The following is a 12238-nucleotide window of genomic DNA, read 5'->3' as shown; positions in this document are numbered from 1 at the left end:
CTCAGAGGTCATAGCGCACCGACAGCAACAGCGTGCGCGGATCGTTGACCGAGTAATAACGGGCGCCGCTGGACGGCACATAGCCCACCGATTGCGGGTAAGCGCGGTCCAGCAGGTTTTTCACCGCCAGGGTGGTGGTCCAGTGGCCGTCGCCGCTGATGTAGCGAGTGTTGGCGTTCCAGAAGGTTTGCTGCGGCACTTCCTGGATGTCGTCGTTCAGCGCGTTGGCGTAGGACTTGGTCTGGAACTGCGCATCCGTGCCCGCCAGCCAGGTGCCCGGCAGGCCTGCGGGAATGGTGTAGTTCAGGCCGACACTGGCGTTCCAGCGCGGCGAGAACACCAGTTGCTTGCCATTGGCATCGACCCCGGCACCGCTGGCGTTCTGGAAGTCGTCGTACTGGCTCTCCAGGTAGCCGAGGTTGGCGCTCAGTTGCAGGTCGCGGCTCAGGGCGGTGAGGGTTTCCAGCTCGACGCCGTAGGTGTGGGCCTGGCCGACGTTGGTGCGCAGGCTCACCCCCAGCGCCGGGTCGTAGGCGTTGGTCTGCAGGTCTTTGTAGTCGTTGTAGAACAGCGCGACGTTGGCCCGCAGGCGCTGGTCGAAGAAGTCGCCCTTGAAGCCGGTTTCCCAGGTGGTCACGTCTTCCGGCGAAAACGCCTGCTCGGCGGCGGCGCGAGTCGGCGCACGGTTGTCGTATCCGCCGGCCTTGAAGCCCTTGGCGACATAGGCGTACTGGTTGAGGTGCGGCGTCCAGGCATATTCGAAGCCGATTTTCGGGCTGGTGGACTGCCAGGATTTGCTCGACTCGGCCGCGAAGTTGGTGCCGGTAATCTGCCGGTCGGTATTGATCGCGTAATTGGTGAACTCGAAGTTCTTGTGTTCGCGGGTAAAGCGCAGGCCGGCGATCAGCGACAGCTGCGGGGTGATCTTGTAGGTGCCCTGGCCATACAGCGCGTAGCTTTCGGTGTTGGTGGTGCTGTACTGGCCCTGGCCGATCACCCGGTTGCGTGCGATGGAGTAGGTGAGGTTGTCGCGGTCGGCATCGAAGCGTTCGCGGTACAGGTACAGGCCGGTGCTGAAGCTGAAGTCGTCATAGTCACCGTTGAGCTGGAATTCCTGGGTGGCGTAGTTTTGCTTGTAGAGGATCAGGTTGTTCTGGATCAGCGCGGCCTGGCCAGAGTTGTCGTAGTCCACCGGCTGGTTGAAGGACGACCAGGCCGTGACCGATTTGACATTCAAGTGATCGTTGATCGCATAGATCGCGCGCAACACCGAACTGCCCTGGTCAAGGCGGTTTTTCGGGTCGAGGCTGCTGTAGCTCTTAAACTTGTCGAAACGGCCGTTGGCGTCGAACGGCGAGTAGCTGGTGGTGTCGCCACGGTCAAAGGTGCCGGCCAGGGTCAACTGCACATCCCAGGGTGAGTCCTCGGGCTTGTAGCGCAGCTTGCCGCGGTAGGACTGGATATCGACGTTGTTGACATCCTTGCCCCGGGTCGGGTTGGACACCGTGCCGTCGCGGCTCAGGCGGATCGCCGAAAAGCTGCCGAACAACGCGTTGTCCACCAGCGGGCCGCTGATCAGGAAACGGCCGTTCTGCGCATTGTAATTGCCCGCACCGAGCTCGACGAAACCACGGGTTTCCTGGTTGGGGTCGCGGGTGATCACGCGGATCGCCCCGGCGCTGCTGTTGCGCCCGTACAGGGTGCCCTGGGGGCCGCGCAGCACTTCGACGCGCTCGACGTCATTGAAGTCGAGCATCGAGGAAATCGCCCGTGGGATGTACAAGTCGTCGGCGTACACCGCCACCGCGGCTTCCTGGATCGGGTCGGTTTCACCGATGCCGCGAATGCCATAGGTCTGGGCGCTGTAGGAGATCGACTGGCGGCTGAGGGTCAGGTTCGGCACCTGGCCCGACAGATCGCGCACGCTGCGGATCTGCTTGTCGTCGAGGCTCTTCTCGTCGAAGGCGGAAATCGCCAGCGGGGTTTTCTGCAAGTCTTCACTGCGGTGCTCGGCCGTAACATTGACCACCGGCAGCGCGGTGTCATCGGCGTGGGCGTACGCGCCGAACAGGGCGAGGGAGACAGCAAGGGTGAGGCGATTGGGCGCGGCGATGTGGCTCATGGTAGGTCCCTGAGAAAGTGGTGGTTCAGGCAAGGCCTCCACCTGGTCAGGGGTCGGTGCTGGACATAACAATATGGATAGGAAAGACGTTCGTAAAAGTCCGTTTTGTTATATGTTAATTATTAAAAATATGCAGTTAATAGTTATTTATAATGCGCATATCTGATGATATTTCTTGCCTGGCCGCATAACCAGATGTGGGGCTTGCCCCCGTGGCGGCCTTCGGGCCGACCATGTCGTTGGCTTTGACCGAGTACATATCCGTTGCTGCGGTAACGGCTGCCTATGGTTCCGCTCTTACAGCGGCTCACTTTTGGAGGGACCCAAAAGTAAGCATGGACTTGTTCCCTCAAAACGTACGCCATGAAGCGAGTGTTAAGCAGTTTGCTTCAGTTGCTTTGCGTAGTCATTAGGTGAGCTGTATCCCAGCGCCGAGTGCAGCCGTGCCGCGTTGTAAAACCCATGGATGTAGCTTGCGATTGATGTATGGGCCTGCGCTTTGCTGGGATACACACCGGTGGCTTCTTCCTTCTTGAGTGTGGCAAAAAAGCTCTCTGCCACGGCGTTATCCCAGCAATTTCCTTTACGGCTCATGCTTTGCACGAAGCCTCTTTCCGCGATCATGCTGCGAAAACCGCTACCGGTGTATTGCCGGCCTCGATCAGAGTGAAAAATCACACCGTGATCAACTGGCGCTTTAGTCCAGGCGTTCATGAACGCCTGTTGTACCAAGCCCTCGGGCATACGGTCCGACAGGCTGTAACCCAGTACCTGCCGGGTTTGGACACTTAACACCACAGCCAGGTACAACCAACCCTGGCGAGTCGAAATATACGTGATATCCCCCACCCAGGCGGGCGCCGGGCTTGTCACAGAAAAGCGTCGTTTCAACACGTTCTCAGAAATGGGTTGGATATACCGGTTATCCGTCGAGTGTTTGAACCGTGCTTTGATTTTTCCTCGCAGCATCTCCTCTCTCATCAGACGAGCTACTCGCTTGTGTCCTATCGCGTACGACCGGTTATGAAGCGCCTTAACCATACGTGGTCGCCCATAAGTGCCGCGGCTTGCCCGATGAATCGCACGAATTTCCAAGCGAATCGCCGCATCTGGATCAGGACGTTCCTGGCGCTTCAAATAGTCGTGAAAGCCCGACACCGAGACCTCCATCACTCGACATAACAGCCTGACTGGAAAGTGAGTCCGTTCACGGGCGACGAAGGCGTATCTCAGTTGGACTCTCTGGCAAAGAACGCCGTCGCTTTTTTTAGGATTTCTCGTTCCATTTTAAGCGTGGCATTTTCAGCTCGAAGCCGGGCCAGCTCGCTTTCCAGGTCAGAAACCGGATGCCGGGAGGGAGAACTGAGAGGACGCCCGTTGCGTGCGGCGTCCAGCCAATTCCCTAGGGTTTTGACCGAGATATCCAACTGTCGGGCAGCTTCTCCTCGACCAATACTTTCAGCAAGTGTCACTGCTTGAGCTTTGAAGTCATCGGTGTAGCTGCGGCGGGTTTGCTGTGACATAGGTGCCTCCAAGGTTGCGATTAAAATATCGCTTCTTGGCGTCCGCTGCGAGGGAACAAGTCCATGGTTACTTTGGGGCTTTTCCAAAGTGACCCGCCGTAAGGGCGGAACCCTAAGCCGCCGTTACCGCAGCAACGGATATGTACTCGCTCAACTCCAACGACATGGTCGGCCCGAAGGCCGCCACGGGAGCAAGTCGAATCGTCGCACCGCCCCTCCGACATTTTTGAACAGCGTCAGGCGTTAGCCAGATTCGCCAGTTCAACCCCTGAAACGTAGCGCTCCAGATTCGCCAAGAACGTATCGGCAATCTCGTTGCGGCTATTGGTCGAAATCGCCGACGTATGGGGCGACAACCGTACCCGTGGGTGGCTGTACAACGGGTGCCCGTCCGGCAAGGGCTCCGGTTCGGTCACGTCGAGCGATGCCAGGCCGATCTGACCGTTGTCCAGGGCCTCCAGCAACGCCTCCTGATCGAGCAGGCCCCCACGTGCGATGTTGATCAGGTGCAGGCCCGGCCTGGCGCTGCCCAGAACATCGCGGTTGATGATATGCCGCGTGGCGTCGGTCAGTGGCGCGGCCACCACCAGGTGGTCGGCGCGGGCGAACAGGTCGTGGATGTCCTGGGCGGCGTCCACGCCGGCGCCGAACGGTGCCTGGCTCTGACGCAGCGCGACCACCTTGATGCCCAGGCCCAGGGCTTTTTGCGCCAGGCTTTCACCAATCGCGCCAAAGCCCAGAATGCCCAGGGTGGTGCCCTTGAGGGGGCGCAGGGCGGTGAAATTCCATTGCGAGTCCTTCACCCAGATGTCCGGCAAATGCTTGGAGGCGGCAAAGATCGCTGCCAGGGCGAATTCGGCCAGGTTGTCGGCGGCGCTGCCTCGGGAGGTGGTCACCGGCGGGCCGTTGAACAGCCATTGCGGGTAGAAGTCGATGCCCGATGAGACCAGGTGCACCCATTGCGCGCCGTAGGGCCAGCCCGGTGGCGGGGTGTCCGGGGCGGTGTAGCCGCGCACGTTGATCGGGCGCAGCAGCAGGATATTCGCCTGGGGCGGCAGGTCGCTGGGTACGCCCTCCGGCACGCCGATCACCTGTGCTCCGGGGTGGATCGCGGTGACGCGCGCTCGGATCACCTCGTTGTAGTCTTCGCCCAGTTGGCTGGCAATGATCACCTGGCTCATGTGCGCTCCTTCTGGCGTTGGGCGAACACGGCTTTACCGACGCCCTGCAGCACCGCATCGTTCTGCGGAGTATGCACGCGACTGCACAGCACATCGCGGTAGTGGCGTTGCAGCGGGCTATGGCGCGACAGGCCAGGGTTGCCGGAGGCCTCGATGGCCAGCTCCACGGCGCGGATGGCGTTGTGGGTGACCAGGTACTTCAACTGCGCGGCGTTGGCGGCCGGAGTGTGGCCGTCGGCGGCGGCGTCGAGCAGGCTGCGGTTGGCGAAGAGCAGGGTGTCGATATGGCCGACGGTTTCCTGGAAACGCGGTAATGTCGACAACGCCGCACCGAGATTGGATGGCTGGCGCTCTTCCAGCCAGTTCACCAGCCAGTCCCGCGCAGCCTGGGCCACAGCGTCATACACCGAGGACAGCAGCACCGACATCCACAGGAAACCCTCGGCATCCAGTTCCGGTTGCGGCGCGCTCCAGGGGCTGACGCTGACGGCGTGGTCCAGTGGCACCAGCACATTGTCGAGCACCACTTCATGGCTGCAGGTGGCGCGCATACCGAGGTGGTCCCAGGTGTCGATGATGCTTACGCCGGGGCTGTCCTTGGGCACCAGCCAGGCGCCCACCAGCGGGTCGGCGTCATCGCTGCGCGCCCATACGCTGAACCAGCTCAGACCATGGCTGCCGGTGGAGTAGATCTTACGCCCGCTGATGCGCCAGCCCTCGGCAGTGCGCACGGCAGTCGTCGCCGGCAGCCCGCCACGGGCCGGGGTGCCGAGGTCGGGTTCGACGCGCAGGGCATTGATCAATGCACCGTCGCGCACCGCGTCCTCGGCCACTCGGGTACGCAGGTGGGGCGGCCAGGTCTTGCTGTCTTGCAGGCGGTTATGTTGCAGGTATTGCATCACCAGGATCAGTGCGGTGGACGGTTCGCCCTTGGCAATCGCACTGATCGCCTTGCGCGCCTGGGGCAGGCTGGCTCCACCGCCGCCGAGGGCCTTGGGCACGGTGAGGGCGACCAGGCCGTGGTCGTGCAGCCGCTGGAAGTTGGCATGGGGGAAGGCGCCGCTCTCGTCATACAGGTGCGCGGTGCCGGCCAGCTCGGCGCTCAAGTATTCGAGCAGGGCGTCGAAATCGACAACGTTCACAGTGCGTAGAGACGATTGAGTCATCAGTATGTGCTCGGTCAGGAATGTGGGAGGGGGCTTGCTCCCGATTGCGGTGTGTCAGTCAATCCATCTGTGACAGGCCTACCGCAATCGGGAGCAAGCCCCCTCCCACAGGGGATAGTGTTCAGGCCTGGGCCTTTTCGCGGGCTTCGATCACGCTGTAACGGTTGGCCGGCACGTCCAGGCCAAGGTTGTCGCGCAGGGTGTGCCCCGTGTATTCGCTACGGAACAGGCCACGCTGTTGCAGCACCGGCACCACCAGTTCGGTGAAGTACTGCAAGCCGTCCGGCAGCACCGAGTTGATGATGAAACCATCGCTGGCACCGCGTTCGAACCAGGTCTGGATCGCGTCGGCGACTTGCTCCGGGGTGCCGACAAAATCACGCTTGGGCCGCGAGAAACGCAGCGCCACTTCGCGCAGGGTCAGGCCTTCGTCCCTGGCCAGTTGCTTGATACGGTCGGAGCCGCCTTTCTGGCTGTTGGCGCCCAGGTCGCCGAGTTCCGGGAAGGGCGCGTCCAGCGGGTACTGGCTGAAGTCATGGTCGTTGAACGGGCGGCCGAGGGCGACGATGGCGTCTTCCACGGTGACCAGCTCCACCGCCTGCTGATAGCGGCTTTCCACTTCGGCCTCGTCGCGGCCGACAATCGGGCGGATGCCCGGCAGGATCGACAGGCTGTCGGCGTCGCGGCCAAAGCCCTTGGCGCGGCGCTTGAGGTCCTGGGTATAAGCCAGGCCTTCTTCGATGCTTTCCACATGCACGAAGATGGCGTCAGCGTTCTGCGCCGCAAAGTTACGCCCGTCTTCGGAGGTGCCCGCCTGAAAAATCACCGGCTGGCCCTGGCGCGAGCGTGCAATGTTCAGCGGGCCTTTGACCGAGAAAAACTCGCCTTTGTGGTTCAGCGCATGCAGCTTGCCCGGGGTAAAGAATTCGCCGCTTTGCTTGTTGTAGGCAAAGGCGTCGTCTTCCCAGGAATCCCACAGGCCCTTGACCGTGTTCAGGTGTTCCTTGGCGATGCGGTAGCGCACGGCGTGGGGTGGGTGTTCGGCTTTACCGAAGTTGTCGGCGGTGCCGCTGAGCCACGAGGTCACCACGTTCCAGCCGGCGCGCCCGCCGCTGATGTGGTCCAGGGACGCGAACTGGCGCGCCACCTGGTAGGGCTCGGTGTAGCTGACGGTCACGGTGGCCACCAGGCCGATATGCGTGGTCAGTGCGGCCAGGGCCGAGAGGATGGTCAGCGGCTCGAAGCGGTTGAGGTAATGCGGGCTGGACTTGGCGTGGATGTGCAGGCTGTCGGCGATGAACACGAAGTCGAACTTGGCCGCTTCGGCGAGTTCGGTCTGCTGCTTGTAGAAGCCGAAATTCGTGCTGGCATTCGGTTGCGCCTGGGGATGGCGCCATTCGCCCCAGCCGTGGCCGACACCATGGACCATGGCGCCCAATTTCAAATGGCGGGGTTTCAGTGGATGTGGCGTGCTCATGTTCTGCTCCTTCAGCGTGATGCTTGGTTGTTGGGGGCGCGCTTGGCGTTAAAGCTCTGGTCGAAGCCCTGGGACACGTCGATGTGCCGGGGCAGCAGGCCTTCTTGCTGGTAGGTGTCGGCGGTGGCCTGAAGGCCACTGATCACGCTGTCGTCAATCAGTACCGGGCTCAGGCGGGTTTCCTTGGCCACGGCCAGATGCACGGCCAGCGGCAGCCCGGTGATTTTGGCCTGGGCGGCGGCGTACTCGTCGGGGTGGGTATTGGCCCAGGCGTAGGCGCGGTCGACGCGGGCGACAAAGTCGTCCAGCTGCGTGCGCTTGTCGGCGATTGCCTGGCGCGTGGCAGCGAGGTACAGGTGGTTGCTCAACAGCGTGTTGCCGCTGGCCAGGATCCGCGCCTGGCTTTGGGACGTGACGACGGTGGTGTAGGGGTCCCAGGTCGACCAGGCGTCGACGGTACCGTTATCCAGCACCAGGCGCGACTCGCTGGGCAGCAGGAAAATGAACTGCACATCCTTAGTGGTCAGGCCGGCCGTGGCCAGGGCCTTGATCGCCAGGTAGTGGCCGATGGAGCCGCGGCCGGTGACGATTTTCTTGCCCTTGAGGTCGGCCACCGTCTTGATCGGCGAATCCTTGGGCACCAGCAGGGCGGTGGTGTTACGCCCTTCGGCGTGGATGATGCTGACCACCTTGAGCGAAGCGCCGGCGCCAAGGGCAAACACGTAGGGCGCATCGCCCAGGGCACCGATATCCACGGCACCGGCATTCAAGGCTTCGCCCAGGGGCGAGGCGGACGGGAATTCCGACCACTGGATTTCATAGGGCACGTTTTTCGTTTCGCCGGAGACTTCCAGCAGCGTCTTGATCGTCGATTTCTGATTGGCCACCCGCAGCGGTTGCAGGTCGGCGGCGTGGGCGCCGGTGGCCAGGCCAAGGGCCAGGGCGGTGCCCAGGAGCAGGCGTTTGAACGGAGTGGAAAAGACCATGGGATGCAGGCTCCAGGCAGATCGATAAAGGGTTCGGCTACCTCCGCCTGGAGAAGGGGTCGGTGAGGAGTTCACGTTATGCCCATAAAAACCTGCTGTGAAGGTCTTTTTGGTTATATGGTAATTATTAAAATAATTGATTATTTTCGAATTAATTATTCTTTAATTTCATTTATTGGTGTTGAAGTAGATGCGGCCCATGTGGGAGGGGGCTTGCCCCCGATTGCGGTCTATCAGTATCAGATGTACTGACTGACACACCTCAATCGGGGGCAAGCCCCCTCCCACAGAGATCTGTGCTGGACCTGCAAAAAAGTGATCAGATCACATAGAACCCATGGGTCCCATCGCGGGCCAGTTGCTCCACCAGACCGAACTCCCAATCCAGATAAGCCTGCATGGCCTCCCTGGGGTTGTCGGTGCCTTCGTACGGCCGGCGGTAGCGGTCGATGCGTGGCGAGGCCAGGTGGGTTTCGCCTTCTTCCAGCGGCAGTTGCGCGTTGATCCAGGCGGCGGTGCCGTCTTGCAGCAGGAACACTTGCTTGCCGGTGATCGCTTCGACTTCAGCCACCGCCAGGCGCGCCAGTTGGCTGCTGCCGCAGGTCAGCACATAACGCTGGGCGGCGGGTACCTTGGCCAGGGCCTCGGGCAGTTGCGCGCGCAACACCCACCAGGCACCGGGTATATGGCGCTTGACGTAGTTGGCGCTGGCGGTGAAATCCAGCACCACGGTGTCGCCATGGGTGAGCCATTCGGCAAGGGTGTGCGGGCTGATCAGTTCGGCCTGGGGCGGCGCGGGCACCGGGGCGACCCAGGCGCCTTTCGCGCTGAAATGCGCTGCCTGCAGGTCATCCAGCACATGCACCTCCCAGCCCAGTTGGGCCAGCCAGGACGCGGACATATTCGCCCGCACGCCATCGTCGTCCACCAGGACCAGGCGTGCCCCGCGCACGCTGGCGACATGGTCGGTTTCCTGTACCAGCTGGCCGCCCGGTGTGGAGCGTGCGCCGGGCAGGTGGCCGGCTTCGAATTCTTCCGGGGTGCGCACATCGAACAGGTAGGTGGTGCGGGTGGTGTCCTGCTGCCAGGCTTGCAGGTCGGCCAGGGTGGCGCGGCCGACGCGGGCCTTGTCGGCGACACGGCGGGCATCGACGGCGGCGATCTGGCGGTGTTCTTCCGACGTCGGGGCAAAGCGCCGCGACTGGCCGTGGGCGAGCTTCTGCCCGGCCAGGGTCCAGCCGATGGTGCCATTGCGCAGTGCAGACACCGGGTTGGCCACGCCGGCATTGATCAGCGACTGGGTGCCGATAATGCTGCGGGTACGCCCGGCGCAGTTGACGATGATGCGGGTGGCCGGGTCGGGCGCCAGTTCGCGCGCGCGCAACACCAACTCGGCACCGGGTACGCTGATGCCGGTGGGGATGCTCATGGTCTGGTATTCGTCGAAACGGCGGGCGTCGAGCACCACCACATCGGCCTGGCTGTCGAGCAGCGCCTGCACTTCTTCAGCGGCGAGGGACGGCGTGTGGCGCTCGCTTTCCACCAGCTCGCCAAAGGCCTTGCTCGGCACGTTCACATCGATAAACAGCTCGCCACCGGCCTGGCGCCAACCGTCCAGGCCACCTTCCAGCAGGCTGACCTGGGTGTAGCCCAGCGCAACCAGGCGTTCGGCTGCACGGGCGGCCAGGCCTTCACCGTTGTCGTAGACGGTGACCTGGGTATCGCGGCGTGGAATGCGCGAGTACACCTCAAGTTCCAGCTTGGACAGCGGGATATTCGCCGCGAACAGCGGGTGGGATTCGGCAAACGGCGCTTCTTCGCGCACGTCCACCAGGGCGACTTCTTCACGGTCCAACAGGGCCTGGCGAATCCGGGCAAAGCTACGGGTCGATACGGTGGTCATAGGGCAGGGCTCTTTTCTTTGGACAAATCCCAGATATTCGGGAGGAAGGCGTTGGAATAACCGGAGATAAACAGTTTCTCGCTGCCGTCGGGCTGGTACACCGCACGGCGCACCGCGCCGATATTGGCGCCGTACACATGAATGCTGATCGACACCTGGTCGCTGTGGGCGTTGCTCACCTGGTGGATGTCGCCGACCTTGGGCGACACCGCCTCGACCTGGCCCGGCACCAGTTGAATCGGCTGGCCTTCGGCAACCAGGCTGCCGTCGGGTGCGCGTTCGAAGCCTTGGGAAAACTCTGCACCGCGCAGCATGCCGATCAGCCCCCACACCCGATGGTCGTGGATCGGCGTGCTTTGCCCCGGCCCCCAGACGAAGCTGACAATACTGAAACGTTGGCGCGAATCGGCATGCAGCAGGAACTGCTGGTAGCGCTCGGGATCGGGTTGAGCAAACTCATCGGGGAGCCAGTCGTCGTGGCTGACCAGTTGCGCCAGCAGCTTGCCGCCACGGTGCAACAGGTCGCCTTCCCGTGGATTGCCGTCGATCAATTCCGCCAGGGCGCCTATGAAGGCTCTGAGTCTCTCGGGGTGTCGGGCCTGGGTCATGGCACTTCCATCGTGTGGTCGCAGGGATGGGGTTATCTAAGCATAATGTTTATAGTTAATATGCTATTTTTTAATGATTAGCTTATAGCTGAAGGTAATTTAGAACCGGTCTGAATAGCGTTAGACGTTATCGATTGCAGCACGGGCTATTCACGCCACGTTCCTGCAACTATGCTTCACACACATCTTAATGACTGTTCTCTATGTGCGGCCCAAATGAAAATTGACGATATCGATGCCTTTGTCGAAGTGATTCGTTGCCAGTCCATCAGCCATGCCGCCGAGTCGTTGCAATTGACCCAGCCGGCCATTACCCGCCGCGTGCAGAACTTCGAGCAGGCGCTGGGCGTGGAGCTTTTCGACCGCAACACCAAACCCCTCAAACCGACGTTGATCGGCACCCGCGTCTATGAGCAGTGCCGGCTGATCCTGCGCGAGATGGACGCCCTGCGCGAACTGGTGGCTACCGACGCACCGCCCACCGGCCTGTTGCGCCTGGGGGTGCCGCAGACCATCGGCGATGTGGTGCTGCTGGACGCGCTCAAGCACCTACGTAGCGAATACCCCGATTTGCGTGCCCAGGTCGCCACCGGCTGGGGCAGCCAGTTGGTGGGCAAGATCGAACGCGGCGAACTGGATGCGGCGGCGGCGCTGTTCCCGGCAGGCAAGATCTTCCCGGACAACATCGTCGGCGAGTCCATCGGCAAGATGGAACTGGTGGTGGTCTGCGCCAAGGCCCACCTGCCGAAGAAACCCTGCAAGCTGGCCGATGTGTACCAGAATGGCTGGGTCCTCAACCCGGACGGCTGCGGCTTCCGCGCCGGCTTGCAGCGCACCTTGTCCGATCAGGGCCTGGCCCTGCGGGTCAACCTGGAGACCTTCGGTACTGAACTGCAACTGGGCCTGGTGGCCGACGGCCTGGGCTTGGGCCTGGTGCCACGGCCGTTGCTGGAACGCAGTGCGCACCGTGAGCAGCTGGCGGTGATGCCGCTCAAGGATTTCAAGCCGGTGATGGACCTGTGGCTGATCTATCCACACTTCCTGGGCAACCTGCAGGGGCCGGTGGATGCGTTTGGCAAGCGGGTGGCGGCGTCGCTGCATAAAGTCCGCGACGCAGCCTGATCATGTGGGAGGGGCAAGCCTGCTCCCATTTGCCTTGTGCTGTTGGTGAGGGTTATATGAAAAAAAATAATAATTAGCTTAGATTAAAATGTGCTTTTTATTATTTTTGGCCATCCCCTAGGCTTGCCTGGAAGTCCTTAAGGCCATCCA

General features: G+C 61.9%; 11 protein-coding genes. 2 read left to right on the top strand and 9 right to left on the bottom strand.

Annotation, left to right across the window (positions count from 1 at the left end):
* Position 1 precedes the first annotated feature (1 nt).
* From J3D60_RS08285 to J3D60_RS08255, 7 genes are all read right to left on the bottom strand, one after another.
* Positions 2 to 2122, bottom strand: a complete 2121-nt coding sequence (locus tag J3D60_RS08285; protein WP_253490850.1) for a TonB-dependent receptor — start codon at positions 2120 to 2122, stop codon at positions 2 to 4.
* A gap of 375 nt (positions 2123 to 2497) precedes the next feature.
* A complete protein-coding gene (locus tag J3D60_RS08280) occupies positions 2498 to 3355 on the bottom strand; it encodes an IS3 family transposase (protein ID WP_078833402.1) in 858 nt (285 codons plus the stop codon).
* Positions 3352 to 3645, bottom strand: a complete 294-nt coding sequence (locus tag J3D60_RS08275) for a transposase (protein ID WP_078833403.1) — start codon at positions 3643 to 3645, stop codon at positions 3352 to 3354. Before J3D60_RS08275 ends, J3D60_RS08280 begins: the two co-directional genes overlap by 4 nt.
* Positions 3646 to 3881: 236 nt before the next feature.
* On the bottom strand, positions 3882 to 4826 hold the full coding sequence (locus J3D60_RS08270) for a D-isomer specific 2-hydroxyacid dehydrogenase family protein (RefSeq protein ID WP_253490848.1): 945 nt from the start codon (positions 4824 to 4826) through the stop codon (positions 3882 to 3884).
* Positions 4823 to 5992 carry an acyl-CoA dehydrogenase family protein gene (locus tag J3D60_RS08265; RefSeq protein WP_065941925.1) on the bottom strand — a complete coding sequence of 390 codons (1170 nt, stop codon included), beginning with the start codon at positions 5990 to 5992 and terminating at the stop codon, positions 4823 to 4825. The genes J3D60_RS08270 and J3D60_RS08265 overlap by 4 nt, the downstream gene beginning before the upstream one ends.
* A 121-nt stretch (positions 5993 to 6113) precedes the next feature.
* On the bottom strand, positions 6114 to 7469 hold the full coding sequence (locus J3D60_RS08260) for an LLM class flavin-dependent oxidoreductase (protein WP_065941926.1): 1356 nt from the start codon (positions 7467 to 7469) through the stop codon (positions 6114 to 6116).
* An 11-nt stretch (positions 7470 to 7480) separates the two neighbouring features.
* A complete protein-coding gene (locus J3D60_RS08255) occupies positions 7481 to 8455 on the bottom strand; it encodes an ABC transporter substrate-binding protein (protein WP_253490846.1) in 975 nt (324 codons plus the stop codon).
* A 78-nt stretch (positions 8456 to 8533) separates the two neighbouring features.
* Here J3D60_RS08255 and J3D60_RS08250 point away from each other — a divergent pair, with 78 nt between their 5' ends.
* Positions 8534 to 8707: a hypothetical protein gene (locus tag J3D60_RS08250; RefSeq protein ID WP_168166849.1), complete on the top strand. Its 174-nt coding sequence runs from the start codon at positions 8534 to 8536 to the stop codon at positions 8705 to 8707.
* A 67-nt stretch (positions 8708 to 8774) separates the two neighbouring features.
* Here J3D60_RS08250 and J3D60_RS08245 read toward each other — a convergent pair whose 3' ends face one another.
* Together J3D60_RS08245 and J3D60_RS08240 are read right to left on the bottom strand one after the other, a co-directional pair.
* Entirely contained in the window at positions 8775 to 10358 is a 1584-nt protein-coding gene (locus J3D60_RS08245; protein WP_253490844.1) for a rhodanese-related sulfurtransferase, read from the bottom strand.
* Complete coding sequence (locus tag J3D60_RS08240) at positions 10355 to 10966, bottom strand: cysteine dioxygenase (RefSeq protein WP_065925151.1); 612 nt, start codon at positions 10964 to 10966, stop codon at positions 10355 to 10357. Before J3D60_RS08240 ends, J3D60_RS08245 begins: the two co-directional genes overlap by 4 nt.
* Positions 10967 to 11182: 216 nt before the next feature.
* On the opposite strand from J3D60_RS08240, the gene J3D60_RS08235 reads away from it, so the two are divergent.
* Positions 11183 to 12088, top strand: a complete 906-nt coding sequence (locus J3D60_RS08235) for a LysR family transcriptional regulator (RefSeq protein WP_253490842.1) — start codon at positions 11183 to 11185, stop codon at positions 12086 to 12088.
* The last annotated feature ends 150 nt before the right edge of the window (positions 12089 to 12238 follow it).

This window comes from Pseudomonas sp. S3E17, from assembly GCF_024168685.1.
In the GTDB taxonomy this organism is placed as follows: Bacteria; Pseudomonadota; Gammaproteobacteria; order Pseudomonadales; family Pseudomonadaceae; genus Aquipseudomonas; species Aquipseudomonas marginalis.
Note: the sequence above shows the minus strand (reverse complement) of the source record. Positions and strands in the feature narration are given on the sequence as shown.